The organism is Mesorhizobium sp. B2-4-18 (assembly GCF_006441385.1).
Classification (GTDB): domain Bacteria; phylum Pseudomonadota; class Alphaproteobacteria; order Rhizobiales; family Rhizobiaceae; genus Mesorhizobium; species Mesorhizobium australicum.
In genome coordinates, this window is record NZ_VFUW01000008.1 from 180,084 (window position 1) to 198,641 (window position 18,558).

At 64.2% G+C, this 18,558-nt stretch carries 18 protein-coding genes; 6 read left to right on the forward strand and 12 right to left on the reverse strand.

Annotated features, from left to right (window positions below; genetic code table 11):
- Positions 1-27: 27 nt before the first annotated feature.
- A complete protein-coding gene (locus FJ527_RS20210; RefSeq protein ID WP_140824011.1) occupies positions 28-1,866 on the forward strand; it encodes a CHASE3 domain-containing protein in 1,839 nt (612 codons plus the stop codon).
- A gap of 203 nt (positions 1,867-2,069) precedes the next feature.
- The gene (gene ubiG, locus FJ527_RS20215) at positions 2,070-2,819 is read left to right on the forward strand and encodes a bifunctional 2-polyprenyl-6-hydroxyphenol methylase/3-demethylubiquinol 3-O-methyltransferase UbiG (protein ID WP_140823946.1); all 750 of its coding nucleotides are present in this window, start codon (positions 2,070-2,072) and stop codon (positions 2,817-2,819) included.
- 75 nt (positions 2,820-2,894) lie between these two features.
- On the opposite strand, the gene FJ527_RS20220 is transcribed toward ubiG, so the two are convergent.
- Positions 2,895-3,809, reverse strand: a complete 915-nt coding sequence (locus tag FJ527_RS20220) for a DMT family transporter (RefSeq protein WP_140823947.1) — start codon at positions 3,807-3,809, stop codon at positions 2,895-2,897.
- A 99-nt stretch (positions 3,810-3,908) separates the two neighbouring features.
- Here FJ527_RS20220 and FJ527_RS20225 point away from each other — a divergent pair, with 99 nt between their 5' ends.
- Positions 3,909-4,394 carry a MarR family transcriptional regulator gene (locus tag FJ527_RS20225; protein WP_140616867.1) on the forward strand — a complete coding sequence of 162 codons (486 nt, stop codon included), beginning with the start codon at positions 3,909-3,911 and terminating at the stop codon, positions 4,392-4,394.
- 4 nt (positions 4,395-4,398) lie between these two features.
- Here FJ527_RS20225 and FJ527_RS20230 read toward each other — a convergent pair whose 3' ends face one another.
- The 4 genes from FJ527_RS20230 to FJ527_RS20245 are packed head-to-tail and all read right to left on the reverse strand — an operon-like array spanning position 4,399 to position 6,817.
- Entirely contained in the window at positions 4,399-4,824 is a 426-nt protein-coding gene (locus FJ527_RS20230; protein ID WP_140823948.1) for a DUF1178 family protein, read from the reverse strand.
- The gene (locus FJ527_RS20235) at positions 4,821-5,699 is read right to left on the reverse strand and encodes a carbon-nitrogen hydrolase family protein (protein WP_140823949.1); all 879 of its coding nucleotides are present in this window, start codon (positions 5,697-5,699) and stop codon (positions 4,821-4,823) included. Before FJ527_RS20235 ends, FJ527_RS20230 begins: the two co-directional genes overlap by 4 nt.
- 10 nt (positions 5,700-5,709) lie before the next feature.
- Positions 5,710-5,979 carry a glutaredoxin 3 gene (gene grxC, locus FJ527_RS20240; protein ID WP_127280365.1) on the reverse strand — a complete coding sequence of 90 codons (270 nt, stop codon included), beginning with the start codon at positions 5,977-5,979 and terminating at the stop codon, positions 5,710-5,712.
- A gap of 25 nt (positions 5,980-6,004) precedes the next feature.
- A complete protein-coding gene (locus FJ527_RS20245) occupies positions 6,005-6,817 on the reverse strand; it encodes a ComF family protein (protein WP_140713097.1) in 813 nt (270 codons plus the stop codon).
- Positions 6,818-6,882: 65 nt separating this feature from the next.
- On the opposite strand from FJ527_RS20245, the gene FJ527_RS20250 reads away from it, so the two are divergent.
- Entirely contained in the window at positions 6,883-7,755 is an 873-nt protein-coding gene (locus FJ527_RS20250; RefSeq protein WP_140823950.1) for a methyltransferase domain-containing protein, read from the forward strand.
- Between the two features lie 20 nt (positions 7,756-7,775).
- Here the strand turns inward: FJ527_RS20250 and FJ527_RS20255 are convergent, their stop codons facing one another.
- The 5 genes from FJ527_RS20255 to argJ form a co-directional block, all read right to left on the reverse strand.
- A complete protein-coding gene (locus tag FJ527_RS20255; protein ID WP_015315590.1) occupies positions 7,776-7,955 on the reverse strand; it encodes a Flp family type IVb pilin in 180 nt (59 codons plus the stop codon).
- Between the two features lie 110 nt (positions 7,956-8,065).
- Positions 8,066-8,380, reverse strand: a complete 315-nt coding sequence (locus tag FJ527_RS20260) for a hypothetical protein (RefSeq protein WP_015315589.1) — start codon at positions 8,378-8,380, stop codon at positions 8,066-8,068.
- 121 nt (positions 8,381-8,501) lie between these two features.
- Positions 8,502-8,924, reverse strand: coding sequence for a (deoxy)nucleoside triphosphate pyrophosphohydrolase (locus tag FJ527_RS20265; protein ID WP_140823951.1), 423 nt, complete (start codon positions 8,922-8,924; stop codon positions 8,502-8,504).
- Positions 8,925-8,932: 8 nt separating this feature from the next.
- A complete protein-coding gene (locus FJ527_RS20270; protein ID WP_140824012.1) occupies positions 8,933-9,685 on the reverse strand; it encodes a GNAT family N-acetyltransferase in 753 nt (250 codons plus the stop codon).
- 29 nt (positions 9,686-9,714) lie between these two features.
- A complete protein-coding gene (argJ, locus tag FJ527_RS20275) occupies positions 9,715-10,956 on the reverse strand; it encodes a bifunctional glutamate N-acetyltransferase/amino-acid acetyltransferase ArgJ (RefSeq protein WP_140823952.1) in 1,242 nt (413 codons plus the stop codon).
- A 221-nt stretch (positions 10,957-11,177) separates the two neighbouring features.
- On the opposite strand from argJ, the gene FJ527_RS20280 reads away from it, so the two are divergent.
- Complete coding sequence (locus tag FJ527_RS20280) at positions 11,178-11,777, forward strand: TetR/AcrR family transcriptional regulator (protein WP_140713089.1); 600 nt, start codon at positions 11,178-11,180, stop codon at positions 11,775-11,777.
- A 59-nt stretch (positions 11,778-11,836) separates the two neighbouring features.
- Here FJ527_RS20280 and FJ527_RS20285 read toward each other — a convergent pair whose 3' ends face one another.
- Complete coding sequence (locus tag FJ527_RS20285) at positions 11,837-12,745, reverse strand: peptidylprolyl isomerase (protein WP_140823953.1); 909 nt, start codon at positions 12,743-12,745, stop codon at positions 11,837-11,839.
- 261 nt (positions 12,746-13,006) lie between these two features.
- On the opposite strand from FJ527_RS20285, the gene secA reads away from it, so the two are divergent.
- Positions 13,007-15,739, forward strand: a complete 2,733-nt coding sequence (gene secA / locus FJ527_RS20290) for a preprotein translocase subunit SecA (protein WP_015315583.1) — start codon at positions 13,007-13,009, stop codon at positions 15,737-15,739.
- 56 nt (positions 15,740-15,795) lie between these two features.
- Here the strand turns inward: secA and FJ527_RS20295 are convergent, their stop codons facing one another.
- Positions 15,796-18,381, reverse strand: a complete 2,586-nt coding sequence (locus FJ527_RS20295; RefSeq protein ID WP_140713085.1) for an AAA family ATPase — start codon at positions 18,379-18,381, stop codon at positions 15,796-15,798.
- Positions 18,382-18,558 lie beyond the last annotated feature (177 nt).

Genomic DNA, 18,558 nt, shown 5'->3' on the forward strand with positions numbered 1-18,558 from the left:
TAGATGATTGCTCGGCTTCGGCGCGCCATGCGATTGCAATCGCTCCCGCTTGTCGCGGGCTTTGCGGTGCTGGCACTGATCGTCGGCACCCGTGCGGTGCTCGTCGAGAGCCAAAGGGCCAGTCGTGCCGCCGCACGTGAGACAATCGAGTACCAGGAGCAGCTTTCCGGGCTGCTTTCATTGGCGCAGGAGGCCCAGAGTGGTCAGCGCGGCTACCTGCTGACCGGTGAAAAATCCTATCTGGAGCCTTACCGGAAGGCCGTCGAGGCAATTCCGGGACAATTGGCGCGGGTCGACAGCGCGACCGCTCCCGACGATCAGATCGCCCAGCAGATCGGCCACATCAAGGACGCGCTTTCGCAACAGCAGGCCGACCTGGCCGAAACCATAGCTCTTTACGAGCGAGGCGATGCGGCAAAGGCCCTGCAACTGGTCCGCAGTGGCCAGGGCAAGGCCGCCATGGACGAGATGCGGGCCAGCATGGACACAATCCGACGCATCGGCGCCGCCGCGGTGGCCGCGCGCGACGAGCGTACCGACCGGGTCGAGGCCTGGCTGCGGATCGGCTCACTGGCCGCGTTGCTGGCGATTTTCCTGCTTGCCGCCTACACCATACGTCAATCCCGTCGCCGCTTCCACGAGGTGGTCGTCGCCCAGCAAGAGCTGATGCGCAAGAACATCGAACTAGGCAACGAGATCCAGACGCGTGAAAACGCCGAATCCCAGATACGCCAGATGCAGAAGATGGAGGCTGTCGGACAGCTGACAGGCGGCATCGCCCACGACTTCAACAACATGCTGGCGGTGATCCTCAGCGCCATGAACCTTGCCCAGCGCAAGCTGAAGCGGGGCGAGCATGACATCGAAAAACTCGTCGAGGCCGCGACCGACGCGGCCAGCCGCGCCGCCAACCTGACATCCCGCCTGCTTGCCTTCTCCCGCCTGCAGCCTCTGGCGCCGCAGGTTGTCGACATCAACGGGCTGTTGACCGGCATGTCCGATCTTCTGCGCCGGACCTTGGGTGAAGGCATCCGCATCGAGACAGTATTAGCGGGCGGCCTGTGGAAAACCCACGCCGATCCCAGCCAGATCGAGAACGCGATCCTCAATCTGGCCGTCAATTCCCGCGACGCCATGGACAATGAGGGCAAGCTGACCATCGAGACTGTCAACAGCCACCTCGACGACGGCTATGCATCGACGCACGCCGAAGTCACGCCTGGCCAATATGTGATGATCGCGGTAACCGACACCGGCGCGGGCATGTCGCCCGAGACCATCGCCAGGGCCTTCGAACCCTTCTTCACGACCAAGCCGGTCAACAAGGGCACGGGACTTGGGCTGAGCCAAGTGTTCGGCTTCGTCAAACAATCGGGCGGCCACGTCAAGATCTACTCCGAGCCCGGCGAAGGCACGACGATCAAGATCTACCTGCCCCGGTTTTTCGGAGCCGAGGAGCCGGCAGCGCCCGTCGGGCGCGACAAGAGCGCCGCCAAGGTCACCGAGACGATCCTCGTCGTCGAGGATGACCCCCGCGTGCGGGCCTCCACGACGGATGTCATGCGCGAACTCGGCTACATCGTCATCCATGCGGGAAGCGGACCGGAGGCCCTTCAGAAGCTCGCCGCGACACCAGGCATCGCCCTGCTTTTCACCGACATCGTCATGCCGGTGATGAACGGCCGCAAGCTCGCCGAGGAAGCGCTCGCGCGCCAGCCCGAGCTGAAAGTGGTCTTCACCACCGGCTTCACCAGGAATGCCGTGGTCCACAACGGCATGCTCGATCATGACGTGCACTTCCTGGCCAAGCCGTTCACCATCGAGCAGCTGGCGGCTAAGCTGCGTGATGTTCTGGACACGAAATAGGCTGGGCCTTTGATCGCCCAGCCACTTTGTCAGCAGAGGAAAATGTTGCCTTGACATTCGATGCCTCACGCCCGACTTCCTAGCGCATGACCCCGAAATCGACTTCGATTTCGGAAAGGGATCATGCGCAGAATCAAAGTGCTACAGCGTCCTTTGCGCGTCCGAAGGACGCGCGGCGCTGTAGCGTCCGAGGAGACCAACCGATGCCTGAGCCCCGACGATCGACGATCGATGCCGGAGAGGTGGAACGCTTTTCCGCCCTTGCCGCCGAATGGTGGAACCCGAACGGCAAGTTTCGTCCGCTGCACAAATTTAATCCGGTCCGGCTTTCCTATATCCGCGACCAGATCGCGGCGCGCTTCGGCCGCGACCCACGGGCGGCGCGGCCGTTCGAGGGCCTGCGCATCCTCGACATCGGCTGCGGTGGTGGCCTTTTGTGCGAGCCGATGGCGCGGCTCGGTGCCGAGGTGGTCGGAGCGGACGCGTCCGAAACAAACATCGAAGTGGCGAAACTGCATGCCGCCGAGGGCAATGTCAGCGTCGACTATCGTGCCACGACGGCGGAAGATCTCGCCGACGCCGGCGAAAAATTCGATGTCGTCCTCAACATGGAAGTGGTCGAACATGTCGCCGATATCGACCTGTTCGTCGCCAAATGCGGCGAGATGGTCAAACCCGGTGGCATCATGTTCGTGGCCACTATCAACCGCACGCTCAAGGCGCTCGGCCTCGCCATCATCGGCGCCGAATATGTGTTGCGCTGGCTGCCGCGCGGCACCCACCAATTCGGCAAGCTGGTGCGCCCGGAAGAGCTGGAAAAGGCGCTGCGCGGCGCCGGCCTGACCATCATCGACCGCACCGGCGTCACCTACAATCCGCTTGCCGACCGCTGGGCGCGGTCGAAGGACATGGACGTCAACTACATGGTGCTGGCGGAAAAGGAATCGGTCTGACAGCCAATCCTCGGCCAGCCGAGGCCGGAGCCCGGCGGTGACCCTAAGGGCAGTGCGACGTGCGCCTCGAAGCCGTCAGGCTTTCTGGCTCTGCGCCTTGGTGGTGATGAACACGCCCGCGGTGATGATGACGGCGCCGACCCAGGTCAGCAGTTGATAGTGTTCACCAAGGAAGATCGTGCCGGCAAACAGCCCGACCGCTGCCGCGACATAGCCGATCTGGCTGAGATAGACCGGACCGCCAACCGCCTGCAGCCGGAAGAAGAAAGCAAACATCGCCGATGCCGAGGCCATCTGCGCCAAGACGATGAGCGGCACGGCGCCAAGCTGGACGAAGGCCTTGCCTCCGAGCAAGGTCAGGATGCCGACGAGCAGCATCGCCGCGGACGCCAGATGGCTGCCGACCGCGAGTTCGATGGGACCGGTTCCTTCCGGCCAGTCGATGGTGCGGTAGATGTTGCCGGCGGCAAGGCTGACCGGGATCAGCAGTCCCATCATCACCCAGAACAGATCGGCCGGCTGGCCGGCCTCGCCGCGCGTCACCGCCACCATGACGGCGCCGACAAAGCCGACGGCGATGCCTGATACGCCCAGCAGGTTGGGGCGCCGGACGCCGAGCAGGATCGAAAACACCAATGTGATCACCGGCGACAGCGTGAACATGATGCCGGTGTAGCCGGCGCCCAGATGCGGAATGGCCGAAAACATCAGGAGATTGGGGACGGCATAGGACACTGCCGCGGTGACGAAGAAATAGCGCAGTTTGTGCGGGGTGAGCCGGATGCGCTGACCACGCGCCAGGAGCACGCCCAAAAGCACGCCCAAAAGCACGCCCAAAAGCACGCCGCCAGCGCCGAGCGAGATGACAAAGGCCCAGACCATGGCTGGCACGCCGGCCGCCGTGGCGAGCTTGCCGAAGGGCAGCGTCAGGCCCAGCAGGCCGCCGGTGACAACCAGCAGGCCGAGCGCCGAATCCCAGAGATATTTCATGATGGAACCCTATGGGTGCACAGCCTCTTGGCCGGCGTTGACTATTGAGATAAGATAATGGAAAGATTCTTAACGTCAAGATACATTATGGTGAGATAGATGGACCGCGCTGGGAAAGCCATCGAGCAATGGCGGCGGGAACGGCCGGACCTGGATGTGTCGCCGATGGCCGTGATCGGGCGCTTGAATGAGGTCTCCTCGCTGATAGCACGTGATCGCCTCGCTCCGCTGTTTGCCCGTTTTGGACTGCAGGCGGGAGAGTTCGATGTATTGGCGACGCTGCGCCGCTCCGGCTCGCCTTACGCGCTGACCCCGACAGCGCTCTACGAGGCCACCATGGTGACCTCCGGCGCCATGACCAACCGGCTCGACCGGTTGGAAAAGGCCGGATTGATCCTGCGTGCACCGCACCCCAACGATCGGCGCGGCATCGTCGTGCGGCTGACCGAAAAGGGGCTCGCCTTGATCGACGAGGCCGTTGCGGCCCATGTGGCGAACGAGCACCAGATCCTGTCCGGCCTGACACAGACCGAACGGGAAACGCTTTCGCACCTGCTGGAAAAGTTGATCGGCAGCGTGAGCTGATCGCTCAGTTCCGGTCGCCCGGAAACACCGGGATCGGCATGAACTCGACACCGTCCTCGGCCAGGCCCTTGGCCTCTTCCAGCGTCGCCTCGCCATAGATGCCGCGCGCATCGGTTTCGCCGAAATGGATCTTGCGCGCTTCCTCGGCGAACTTGTCGCCGACATAGTCGGCGTTTTCGCGCACCTTCTCGGCCATCGCCTTCAGCTGCGCCAGCGCCTGCTTCTGCGCCTCGCCCATGGCAAGCGCTATGGTTTCCTGCTTGCGGGCCGTGGAAACGGCCGGAGCCATCAGCGCCTTCTCGACCTTGTGCGAGCCGCAGCTGGGGCAATCGACAAAACCGCGCTTCTTCTGCGTGTCGAAATCGTCATTGCTGCGAAACCAACCCTCGAACTCATGCTCGTTTTCGCAGATCAGGGAAAAGCGGATCAAGATGCGGCGCCCCTGAGACGCGGCGCCTCGCCGGCATTGATGGTGAAGTCCCGCGCATTCCTGAGATTGGGGATCTTCTTGCGCGCGGCAAGCGACTGCGCCGGGTCGATCTCGGCGACAATCACCGCTGGCTCGTCATGCGCGGCTTCGGCGATGATGCGACCCCACGGATCGACGATCAGCGAATGCCCATAGGTCTCGCGGCCGTCCTCGTGCAGGCCGCCTTGCGCGGCGGCGACGACATAGGCGCCGTTCTCAATGGCGCGTGCCCTGAGCAGCACATGCCAATGCGCTTCGCCGGTCTGGCGGGTGAAGGCCGCGGGCACGGTCAGCACCTCGGCGCCGGCCATCGCTTCGGCACGGAACAATTGCGGAAAACGCAGGTCGTAGCAGACGGCAAAGCCTAGTTTCGCATCGTTGATCGGAATAACGACGGCTTCGGTCCCCGGCTCATAGGCGGCGGATTCGCGCCAGCTTTCGCCGTTATCGAGGTCGACGTCGAACATGTGGATCTTGTCGTAGGTGGCGAGCGTCGCGCCATCGGGCCCGAACAGGAGCGCGCGGTTGGCGAGCTTGCCGTCGGCGCGCAGTATGGCGGTCGAGCCAACGTGCAGGAAGATGCCAAGCTCACTGGCGAGCTTCCGCGCGGTTGCGACAACGATGTCCTTGTCCTGCGAGGTGAAGGAGGCGGCACGCGCTTCCTTGTCGCGGATCAGTGCACCGGTCATCTCCGGCGTCTGGATATAGGTCGCGCCCTGGCCCGCGGCCTCGCGCACCAGCCGCTCCATATCGGCCGCATTGCGCTCGGGGCTCTCGCCTGAACGCATCTGCACTGCCGCCGCCTTGAAAACACCCGCCGTCTTGAAAACACCCATTGTCATACCCTCAAATCGACGAGCCGTTGGCGAGCAGTTTGTCCAGTCGGCCTTCTGCCTCCAGATCATGGAGGTCGTCGCAGCCACCGACATGTGTGTCACCTATGAAAATCTGCGGAAAGGTCGTGCGCCCGTGAGCCCGCGACATCATCTCCTGGCGCAGTTCCGGGGAGAAGGAAGCGTCGTGCTCGGTATAGGCGACGCCTTTGCGCTCCAGCAACCGCTTGGCCGCCGTGCAGTAGCCGCACATCATGCGCGTATAGATCGTGACATCGACCATGACGAGTTCCGCTTCCGTTGCCGACTTATATAGTCACGGACTCGTCCGCCCGGAAGTCCCCCGGCAACACGCGGGCAAAGGTCAGCACGTCGACGGCGGCCGCACCTCCCCTTTTCAGCGCCTTGGTGGCGGCACGCACGGTGGCGCCGGTGGTGTAGACATCGTCGATCAGAAGCACCCTGCGGCCGGCAATCTCGATCTCGGCCTCTGCCGGCACGCGAAAGGCGGCGCGTACGTTTTCCTCGCGCTCCTGCCGCTCCAGTCCGACCTGCTGGCGGGTGAGTTTCACGCGCCGCATGGCGGAGGGCGCGAAAGACAGCCCGCTGAGCTCGCAAACCGCGCGCGCCAGTTCCGCCGACTGGTTGAACCGCCGCCTGAAGAAACGGCGCCAATGCAGCGGCACCGGCACCACCACATCCGCGTCGGCGATGAGCTCGGCGCCCACACGGACCATCCAGCGCGCCATCCAGGGTGCGAGATCCGTGCGGTCCTGGTATTTCAGCCCTTGCACCATCTGGCGGGCAACGCCGGAGTAGACGACCGCGGCCCGTGCCCGTTCGAAGGGAGGCGGATCCGCGATAGCCTCCGCCGACAGAAAACCATCGCCCATGTGATGGGTGAACGGCGTGCCCATCACCGGACACCAGGGCCGCTCCAGCAGCCGCAGCTTCGGCCAGCAGTCGCCGCACAACACACCGGGCTGCGAGACCTGCCGGCGGCAGCCGGCGCAGACCGGCGGAAACAGGATGCGCGCCGGCCAGCCCAGAGCCGACCGGGCAGCAGACCCGGCTAGCTTACCGATCTCGACGGACTTGATCTTGGGCATCGGATCGGCCACGTGATTGGTTGCTCGGCACCACCATACCAACCATATCAGGGCGCCGACATACAAGGATCAATCCCTTGCAGCCTATAATGGACACCTCTCTGTGGCTGGCGCACAAGCGGCGCGCGCTCATCCGCCCGGTTGACGGCGCCGACTTCCTCATGCGCCGTGCCGCCGAGGATCTCGCCGACCGGCTGGGCGCCGTCGAGCGAAAGTTCGCCAAGGCGGCGGTGCTGTTTTGCCAGACATCGGCCGCGGCCGATGTCCTTGCGCGGAGCGGCAAGGTGGCGGATCTCGCCCGTGTCGAGACGGCCGCGGCTTTCCTGAACGGTGCCGCCGGCCTGATTGCGCCGCCGGAGACCGTCCCGTTCGAGCCGCAAAGTCTTGATCTGGTGGTATCGCTTTTGTCGCTGCAGGCGATGAACGACATCCCGGGCATGTTGATCCAGATCCGTCGCGCGCTGCGGCCGGACGGACTTTTTCTCGGCGCTTTCGCAGGCGCCGGCACGCTTGCGGAACTGCGCGAAAGCCTGCTTGCCGCCGAGACAGAGCTCTACGGCGGCGTCAGCCCTCGCGTCATCCCCTTCACCGACGTACGCGATGCCGGTGCGTTGCTGCAGCGCGCCGGTTTCGCGCTGCCGGTCGCCGACGTCGAGACGGTGACGGTGCGCTATGCCAACCCGTTTGCCCTGATGGCGGATCTGCGTGCCATGGGCGAAACCAGCGCCCTGGCCGATCGCAGCCGGCGGCCGGGCACGCGCCAGCTGTTTGCCCGCGCCGCGGAAATCTACGCCGAACGCTTTTCCGACCCCGACGGTCGTATCAGGGCAAGCTTCTCGACGGTCTGGATGTCCGGCTGGGCGCCCGATGCATCGCAGCAAAAGCCGCTGAAACCCGGTTCAGCCAAGGTTTCGCTGAAGACTATACTGGAGGGACCTGATGGGCATTGACCTGTTCGCAGGCACCAGCCTCATTGCGCAAAGGCGTTGGCAAGCCTGCTGGAGTTGTCGCTGAACAGCCAGGTCAGCGAGTTGAAGACCTGGCCGATACCGCCGATGATCGTCAACGATAGCACGGCAATGATCAGACCGTATTCGACGACCGTGGCGCCGTTTTCGTCCTCCAGAAAACGCACCAGCACTGTTTTCATGACCTCGATCCCCGTTGCCGAAACTTTTACAGCGGATCTGTTAAGAAAGGTTAACGGCAAAGGCTTAACAGGCGGTGAAGTCGCCGACCGTCGGAAATGTCCTGGCCTTGTCAGCAGTCGCCACTGCTTTTGCCATCGGAACGGATAATGCAGACGCCTCCCGGATCGGCCTGCAGCACGCTGCGGCGTACCGTATAGGTGCTGCGATGGCTGATCGAACCGGTAGCCGTCATGTCCAGGCCGGGGAAACCGTCGCGGGCCGTTTGCGAACGCGCCTGGCTGTCGAGGAAAGGGGTCGCGATCAACGCCAGCGCCACGGCGGCCGATCCGAACAGCAGCGTGAGGCGCAGGACGCCCATGCCCGCATCAGCGACACGAAAGCCGCGCTCGGGCCGGATCGAATCCCAATCCCTGTCCAGGCTCATTCTATCGCTCCCCAGCGAAATGACGGCGGCCGCACGAAAAAACGGCCATGCATCAATTTTTCATGATGAGATAAATCTTCCATTAACGCTGGCTGATATGGACGGTGGTCCAATCAAATCCTCAAAGGAGATCGATCAGGAAGGGGATCAGTGGCGCATCGGCCGGCGGCATCGGATAGTCGCGCATCTGTTTGGGCCGCACCCATTTCAGCGCCTGCCCTTCCCTTGGCTGGGCGATGCCGCGGAAGCGGCGGCAGACAAAAAGCGGCATCAGCAAGTGGAAGTCGTCATAGGAATGGCTGGCGAAGGTCAGCGGCGCCAGGCATGGGATCTCGGTCTCGATACCGATCTCCTCCTGCAGTTCACGGATAAGGCATTGTTCCGGCGTCTCGCCCGGCTCGACCTTGCCGCCGGGAAACTCCCACAGGCCGGCGAGTTGCTTGCCTTGCGGCCGCTGCGCCAGCAGCACGCGACCATCGGCATCGACCAGCGCGCAAGCGGCGACCAGAAGCAGGCGCTTGCCGGCGATCGTCACATCATTCATGTCCGATTTCACCCATGAACAGGCGGCCGGCGGTAGTGGTAGCGATAGACTTCCTCGAAGCCGAGCGCGCGGTAGAGCGCCAGCGCCGGCGCGTTGCCGGCCTCGACCTGCAGCCAGGCTTCCCGTGCGCCGCGCAGCCTCGCCCATTTCAGCGCCGACAGGATCAGGTTGCGGCCGTGGCCCTTGTTGCGCGCCGCCTTGTCGGTAGCGACCTCGAACAGGCCGGCGAGATCGCCGTCATGCACGCAGATCAGCGTCGCCAGCGGCTCCGTCCCATCCTCGAGTGCGAACAGCCCGGCTTCAGGCTGGATAGCGCCGATGATCTCCGACAGGCCCGGCCGCAGCGACACGTCCGATCCGCTGACCTTGAGCAATGCGCCGATGAAGCGGCTGATGTCCTTGAGCGGGATCTGGTCCATGGCGGCGTCGAGCTGCGCATCGGCCAGCGGCAGCCGCATGACCAGCGATTCGTCGAACCGGCTCCAGCCCTCCTTGTCGAGATGACTGGCAAGATCGGGACCCGACAATGGCGACATGCGGAACGTCAGCGGCCGGCCGTACGCGTCGAAACGGCGGCTCGCGCGGCCGATGCGGTCGGCGATGTGCTGGATGTCGCCGGGATCGAGCGGATTGACCGAGTTGAGCCGCTTGGCCGGATGACCGGCGGTCAGGCGCACCACCCAGGTGCCGTCATAGTGGATGGCGGCCGCGGGCCAGGCGCGAAAGCCGGCCGCCTCGTAGCGCCGCACGGTCGCGAGCATGCTTGCGGGATGACGCGAAACCAAGGCGATCAGCTCCGGTAGTCGCCATTGATGGCGACATATTCCTTGGTGAGATCGCAGGTCCACACCGTCGCCTTGCCGCGGCCGATGCCGATATCGGCGCGGATCCGGATGTCGTCGCGCTTCATATAGGCCGAGGTCTTTTCTTCCGAATAGCTGGGGTCGCGCTCACCCTCATGCGCCAGCCTGTTGTCGCCGAACCAGATCGACAGCCGGTCGCGATCCGCGGGCTCGCCGGCCTTGCCGACGGCCATGACGACGCGGCCCCAATTGGCGTCCTCGCCGGCGACCGCCGTCTTGACCAGCGGCGAATTGGCGATCGACAGCGCGATGCGTTTGGCCGAGCGGGCCGACTTGGCCCCGGTGACGGTGACCTCGACCTGCTTGCGGGCGCCCTCGCCGTCGCGCACCACCTGCAACGCCAGCGACTTCAGCACCTTGCCGAGCGCCCGGCGGAACTGGCCAAGGCGGGCGTCCCTGGGATCGGTGATCTCGGGCGCGCCGCGCTTTGCCGCCTTGCCGGTGGCAAACAACAGCAGCGTGTCGCTGGTCGAGGTATCGCTGTCGACGGTGACAGCATTGAACGTCTTGGCCGTGCCGCGCGACAACAGGTCCTGCAGGGCAGGAGCCGCGATCGGCGCGTCGGTGGCGATGAAGGACAGCATCGTCGCCATGTCGGGCGCGATCATGCCGGCGCCTTTGGAAATGCCATTGATGGTCACATCGGCGTCGCCGAGCTTGACCGTCGCCGTCGCCACTTTCGGATAGGTATCCGTGGTCATGATGGCCTTTGCCGCCTCTGTCCACAGGTCCGGCTTGCCGTCGCTGACCAGCCCGGCGAGCAGATGGCTGAACTTGGCCGTGTCGAGCGGTTCGCCAATGACGCCGGTCGAGGCCAGGAAAACCTCGCCTGCCGTGCAGCCCGCGGCCTTCGCCGCCGCTTCGCCCGTCAGAGCGGTGGATTCGCGGCCCTTCTGCCCGGTGAAGGCGTTGGCGTTGCCGGAATTGACGACCAGCACCCGCGCCTTGCCCGAGCCAAGGTTCTGGCGGCAGAAATCAACCGGCGCCGAGGGACATTTCGACCTGGTGAACACGCCGGCGACCGCGGTGCCTGCATCGAACACCATGGCCAGCAGGTCGGTGCGGCCCTTGTACTTTATCCCTGCTTCGGCGGTGGCGATGCGCACCCCTTCGATTTCTGGCATTTTGGGGTATTTCTTCGGCGCAAGCGGGGAAATCGTCGTGGACATTCAGACCTCGGGCGGGAAAATCGCAAGGGAAGGCCGGTTTGCCCGATACGGCGAGCCGGTGCAAGCGCGTTTTCGTCGCTCCCGCGGAGGGCAAACCCGTTCAGGATCAAGCTTGCATTTCAAATCTGTTGGCGTCGCCGGGGTCCGTGGCGCTATGATCTTCCACATTGGCAGGCGGGATCACTTATCATTGCCAGCGAATTGAAACGAGGACGAAAAGCATGGCCGAGGAGGCGGATACGGCGCGCAGATCGATCGGTGCGCGGCGCAATCCCGACAGCGCGGACGCCATCCTGGAGGCGGCCGAGGCAGTGCTGGTCGAAGGCGGCTATGCCGGCTTCTCGATCGAGGCCGTGGCGCGCCGCGCGCGCGCCGGCAAGCCGACCATCTATCGCTGGTGGCCAAGCAAGGCGGCATTGCTGCTCGAAGTCTATCAGCGCCAGAAACGCGTCGACATCCCAGACAGCGGAAGCTTGGAAGAAGACCTCGTCGGCTTCCTGAAAAACCTGTTCGCGCATTGGCGCGACACGCCTTCGGGCAGCGTGTACAGGTCGCTGATTGCCGAGGCGCAGTCGGACGAGACCGCCGGCGCGGCGCTCGCCGGCTATGCCACGGGGCGCCGGACTCACAACAGCCAGATCGTGGACCGCGCCAAGGCAAGGGGTGAAATTGCCGACGATATCGATTCAGAGGTGGTCGCCGATCTGATCGGGTCCTTCGCCTGGAAGCATCTTTTGACCAACCGCCTCGACGTGAATGAAGCCACGATACGAACCGCTGTTGGCTATGTCACGCGAGGCATCGTCACGCCCAGGCGCTAAAAAACGGCAAAAAAATAGGCGCGGCGAGCAATCACTCGCCGCGCCTTCGCGATTGCGTCCTACTTGGCGCTTTCCAGCGTGTCGACGGCCTTCTTCAGATTGGCGTCGGGGATCTCAACCTTGGCGCCAGCGCGAAGCGACTTGACCAGCGCGAAATACTTGTCGCGGATGACCGCCTGCTTGGCCTGGTCCTTGACGTCGTCGAAGGCCGGCGGCTGCTTGGCGCGCTTGTCCTCGAGCTTGATGACATGCCAGCCGAACTGCGTCTGCACCGGCTCCTTGGTGTATTTGCCGACCTCGAGCGCGAAGGCCGCCTTGTCGAACTCCGGCACCATCTGGCCAGGTCCGAACCAGCCGAGATCGCCGCCATTGGACTTGCCCGAGGGATCGCTGGTGTGCTCGTTGGCGAGCTTCTGGAAATCACCGCCGCCGTCGAGCTGCTTGATGATCGCCTCGGCCTCTTCCTTCGTCTTCACGAGGATGTGACGGGCATGCACCTCGTTGACCGGCGGCGTGTTGGCGATTTCCTGGTCGTAGCGGGCGCGAACCTCGGCGTCGGTGACCTTGTCGACCACACCCTTTTCGACCATCTCGCCATGCAGGGCGCGCTGCTGCAGGAAAGCCATGCGGCGCTGGAAGTCAGGATCCTTGTCGAGACCGTCGGTGACCGCCTTGGCTGCCATGACGCGGATTTCGATGGCCGCCGAAAGTGCCGCGGCGCGGCGCTGCTCGGGCGGCAACTGCGCGAACTGCTGCGACAGCTCGCCTTCGGCAAGCACCAGATCGGCTTCGGTCAAGGGCTGGCCGTTGACGGTGGCGATCACCGTATTCGGGTCGACCGGCGCCGCGGCCGGGGCGGCCGGAGCGGGAGCGGTCTCCTGCGCCGTGACAGGCGACAGGCAAAGAGCCGACAGGCCGAGGGCCAGGCCAAGACTGGCAAGCGACGCACGGCTGAACAACAAGGACATAAGGATGACTCCGGTCAGGGATTGTAGGGAGGGTGGCTTCCAGATCAGCCAGATGGTGGCGGAATTTGGCGCGACCGGCAGGGCCAGCGCGGCGTTGACATCAGTTGAGCCCCCTCTTATCTGTCCATCGACTTGGCGTCCAGAACCGTTTTCCGGGCGCTTTTTGTGTTTGCCCGTATTCAGGCGGTGCGTTCACGTGGATGTGATGGGGCCGGCCGGCGCCTGTCTCAAGATTGAGAATTCTATCGAAAGGACCATTGGATGGTCAGTCTCGGCGGTCTCGCCCGTAAGGTTTTCGGTTCCTCCAACGACCGTCGGGTCAAATCTACCCGCCCCCGTGTCGAGGCGATCAACGCCATGGAAAACGAGATGCGGGCGCTCTCCGATGCCGAGCTTGCCGGCCGCACGGAAAAATTTCGCCAGGATATCGCCAACGGCGCCAGCCTCGACGATCTGCTGATCCCAGCCTTCGCAACCGCCCGCGAGGCCGCGCGCCGCGTGCTTGGCATGCGCCCCTTCGACGTCCAGCTGATCGGCGGCATGGTGCTGCACAATGGCGGCATCGCCGAGATGCGCACCGGCGAGGGCAAGACCCTGGTCGCGACGCTGCCGGTCTATCTCAACGCGCTCGCCGGCAACGGCGTCCATGTCGTTACCGTCAACGACTACCTCGCCACCCGCGACTCCGAATGGATGGGCCGCGTCTACAAATTCCTCGGCCTCTCGGTCGGCGTCATCGTCCATGGCCTGTCGGACGAGGAGCGTCGCGTCGCCTACGCCTCCGATGTCACCTACGCCACCAACAACGAGCTCGGCTTCGACTATCTGCGCGACAACATGAAGTACGAGCGCGCCCAGATGGTGCAGCGCGGTCACAATTACGCGATCGTCGACGAGGTCGATTCCATTCTGGTCGACGAAGCGCGCACGCCGCTGATCATTTCCGGTCCGCTCGAGGACCGTTCGGAAATGTACAACACCATCGACACCTTCATCATCCAGCTGCAGCCGCAGGATTATGAGATCGACGAGAAGCAGAAGACCTCGATCTTCACCGAGGAAGGCACCGAGAAGCTGGAGAACATGCTGCGCGATGCCGACCTGCTCAAGGGCGAGTCGCTCTACGACGTCGAGAACGTCGCCATCGTCCACCACGTCAACAATGCGCTGAAGGCGCACCGGCTGTTCCAGCGCGACAAGGACTACATCGTGCGCAACGGCGAGATCGTCATCATCGACGAGTTCACCGGCCGCATGATGCCCGGCCGCCGCTATTCGGAAGGCCTGCACCAGGCGCTGGAAGCCAAGGAGCACGTGGCGATCCAGCCGGAGAACCAGACGCTCGCTTCCGTCACCTTCCAGAACTACTTCCGCCTCTACAAGAAGCTTTCCGGCATGACCGGCACGGCGCTGACCGAAGCCGAGGAATTCGGCAACATCTACGGTCTCGAAGTCACCGAGATCCCGACCAACCTGCCGGTCATCCGCAAGGACGAGGACGACGAGGTCTACCGGACGGTCGAGGAGAAGTACAAGGCGATCGTCAGGGAGATCCGCGAAGCCAGCGCCAAGGGCCAGCCGACACTGGTCGGCACGACCTCAATCGAAAAGTCCGAGCAGTTGGCCGAGCGCCTGCGCAAGGAAGGCTTCACGGATTTCGAGGTTCTCAACGCCCGCCATCACGAGCGGGAAGCGGCAATTGTCGCCCAGGCGGGCAAGCCCGGCGCCATCACCATAGCCACCAACATGGCCGGCCGCGGCACCGACATCAAGCTCGGCGGCAATGCCGAGATGCGCATTGCCGAGGAGCTGGGCGACATGCCGGAAGGCCCCGAACGCGAAGCGCGAGAAAAGGAAATCAATGCCGACGTCGAGCGCCTGAAGGAAAAGGCGCTGGCCGCCGGCGGCCTCTACGTGCTCGCCACCGAGCGCCACGAGTCACGCCGTATCGACAATCAGCTCAGAGGCCGCTCTGGCCGCCAGGGCGACCCCGGCCGATCGAAATTCTTCCTGTCGCTGCAGGACGATCTGATGCGCATCTTCGGCTCCGAGCGCATGGACGGCATGCTGCAGAAGCTCGGCCTCAAGGAAGACGAGGCCATCATCCATCCCTGGATCAACAAGGCGCTGGAAAAGGCGCAGAAGAAGGTCGAGGCGCGCAACTTCGACATCCGCAAGAACCTGTTGAAATATGACGACGTCTCCAACGACCAGCGCAAGGTGGTGTTCGAGCAGCGCATCGAGCTGATGGACGGCGAGGGCCTTTCGGAGACCATCGGCGAGATGCGCGCGGGCGTCATCGACGAGATCGTCGCCAAGGCCATTCCCGAAAACGCCTATGCCGAACAGTGGGATGTCGCCGGCCTGAAGGCCGAGGTCGCCGAATTCCTCAATCTCGACCTGCCGATCGAGGATTGGGTCAAGGAAGAAGGCATCGCCGAGGACGACATTCGCGAGCGCATCTCTCAAGCCGCCGACGCCGCGGCAAAAGAACGCGCCGACCGTTTCGGTCCCGAGGTGATGAACTATGTCGAGCGCTCCGTGGTGCTGCAGACGCTCGACCATCTGTGGCGCGAGCACATCGTCAATCTCGACCATCTGCGTTCGGTCGTCGGCTTCCGCGGCTACGCCCAGCGCGATCCGCTGCAGGAATACAAGAGCGAGGCGTTCGAGCTGTTCCAGGCGATGCTCGGCAATCTGCGCCAGGCCGTCACCGCGCAGCTGATGCGCGTCGAACTGGTCCGCCAGGCCGCCGAAGCGCCGCCGCCTGAAGCGCCCGACATGTTCGGCACGCATATTGACGGCACCACCGGCGAGAATGATTTCGAAGGCGGCGAAACGGCCCTTCTGGTACGCCAGGAAAGCACCGCCATCGTCGCTCCCGAGGACCGCGACCCTAACAACCCCGCAACCTGGGGCAAAGTCGGCCGCAACGAAGCCTGCCCCTGCGGCTCCGGCAAGAAATACAAGCACTGCCACGGGACTTTCGCGTAAAGACCTGCAGGATCGGTGTTCCCCGGACTTCTGATCCGGGGGCGGCTCCCATATTGTCAGATCAGCCCGGAATCGCGCGCCGCGGCGGTTGCCTCGCCGCGCGAAACGGCGTCCAGCTTGCCCAGCACCGCTGAGACATGATGATCGACGGTCTTCGGTGAGATGGTTAGGTGCTCGGCGATTCTCTTATTGGAGAAACCGCGCTCGATCAGGTGCAGAACCTCCATTTGGCGAAGCGTCAGGCCAGCGTGATTGGCGCGTGTGCTCTGCCGCGGTCCCCTGGCGATGTTATGGACGCCATTCTGCCGCATGACGGCGCGGACGTGCTGGGCCACCGGCCGGGCACCGAGCCCTTCGAATATGTCCAGGGCCAGGCGCAGCGCCGGCTCGTCGCCGTACAACAGGGCGAGCGCCCGTTCGAACGGAGCGCCCAGCCGGGCCCACAGCATCGCGGCACCACGCCAGTCGCCGGTGAGCAGCAGGCGATAGGGCTCCGCCATGCCGGTCGTGTCGCCAGGATCGCTTTCAGGTGACAAGAGCAGCCGCCAGACGGCCAACTCGGCGAACATTGCCCTCGTCGGCGACAGGCTTTCGGCCAGGTCGATCAGGCGAAGTGCCTCTTCGGTGTCGCCTTGCCCGAGCCATGCCAGTTCGGCCATCGACGCCGTGTAGGGGACCAGCCGCTGCAGCTCCATTCCTTTGTCTAGGAACCGCTTCATTTCGTCCAGCAACGGCGCGGCCGGATCGCCTCGTCTTATGCGCAATTTCGCCAGCGCGACCAAGGATGGGTAACGCACCAGGGCCGTGGTCGCACTATCGTCGATGACGTCGTGAGCCATCGCGGCCGCATCGTCCCAAAGGCCGCGTCGCAAAAGCAATTGCGCCTGCACGCCCCGCATATAGTCGCGCCAGGTCGCGAGGTCATTCTCGACGCAATAGGCAATGCCCCGGTCGAGAAAGGATTGCGCCCGGACAAGGTCGAGCTGGTTCATTTCGGCGCAGGCGCAATTGGTGAAGCCGCGTGCGGCGTGCTCCTGGAAATTCTGCCCGAGCGCGATGTCAAGGCTGCGGGCGAGGTGCAGACGGCCCTTGGCCAGGTCAAGCCACTGCTCGGCGGAGCCAAGATTGTTGAGCGCATGACAGACTATCTCCGGCTTGTTCAACCGTTCGGCCAAACCGACTGCCTTGCAGCCGAGCAGCAGCGTCTCGTCGAGCTTCTCGGCCAGCATCGCCAGCTGCGAGAGATTGGAATAGGCCATGGCAAGCTCCGGACTGGCCGGCGCCTGTTCCAGCAATTCCACCGCCTGTGCCCCGAACAGGTCCGCCTGTTCTCGGTCACCCACCAGATAGGCGAAGCGCGACAGGCATCTGAGGCTGTCGCCCTCCCTGAGCGTGTCGCCCAACGCCTGCTGCAACCGCCGCGCCTGGCCCTGCGCCTCGATGGCCATATCGATGCGGCCGATCAGATGGCATTCAAAGGCATAGCCTTCGTAAAGCCTCGCCCGGTCGCCCATGGGCAGGCCGTCGGCGTGCCGCAGGGCGACCTCGTAATAGCCGGCCGCATCGCGATGCGCGCCGACGCGGGAAGCCTCGCGCGCCGCAAGCGGGGCAAGCTCGCGCACCGCTTCCAAATTCTGGGCCTCCACCGCATGGTGGACAAGTCTTGCCGTAGCCACCTCGGCGTTTTCCTGCAGTGCGGAAAGCGCGCGCTGGTTGAATTCGCGCCGATGGCTTGGGGTCAGCGCCATCTCGACGGCGCGACGGGCGATCTCGTGGCGGAAGGCATAGCCATCGCCGAGATCGTCGAGCAGGCCATTCGAGACACATTCCGCCAGTTGGCCCGCGCTGGCGACACCACAGAGGCCGCGCAGCGCCCAGACATCGGCGCGGCGTGGAAACACCGACACCGCGTCGAGCATCGAGCGCCCGCCCGGCGACAGGCGCTCGGCACGCGCCAGCACAGCGTCGCGGACGCTGGCCGGCGGGATCATCTCGCTTTCGGCAGCCAGCAACTCGGTGACGAAGAAGGCGTTGCCCGCGGTGGCGCGATAGATTGCGCTGCCGTCGCGGTTGGCGGCTTCGGCAAGCGACAACACCGCCGCTTCGCTAAGCAGCGGCACTTCGATACGCTGGACGTTGGCGGCCGGAATTTCACCGAGCACCCGACGCGCGCGCATCTGCCCTTCGCTGCGGTCGGTGCGTGCCGTGAACAGCACCAGCATATGCGTGTTGGCGATGCGTCGGCCCAGGAAACGGACGAAATCCAGGGTCGCGTCGTCGGCCCAGTGCATATCCTCGATGACCAGCAGGCCCGGCCGAGACCTCGCCTCGAAAACCTCGAGAGCGTCTGAAAACAGGGGCAGCCGCTGGCCTTGCCGGTCATCGATCGCCCGGGGCAGTGCCCACTGCGCATCCCGGGCCAGATCGTAGAGCGGTCCCAGCGGATCGGGGATCGACAGATCCTCGCAGGCGCTGCGGAATATGGAAACGTGCTGCCCAACACCGCTTACGAACGCCTCGACGAGTGCCGTCTTGCCGGCGCCGGCCTCACCCAGCAATGCCGCCACGCGGCCGCGACCGCGCGCCGCCGCCGCGAGCAGTTCCTCCAACTGATCAAGTTGCGCCTGCCGCTCCAGAAGCATCGTTACTGGCCCATGAGTATCGTCGTCTGCCCCATCCCCCAGGATACCCACGCTTCGGTATCCGCAGTGTGGCTCCAAGATCGAACGTCGAAAACATAGGGAATCGTCCCGCGAAATATGGGGAAAGGCTCCGATGCGCGCTTTCGAAGGCCATGGTTTTTCTCCGACCGCGCTCAT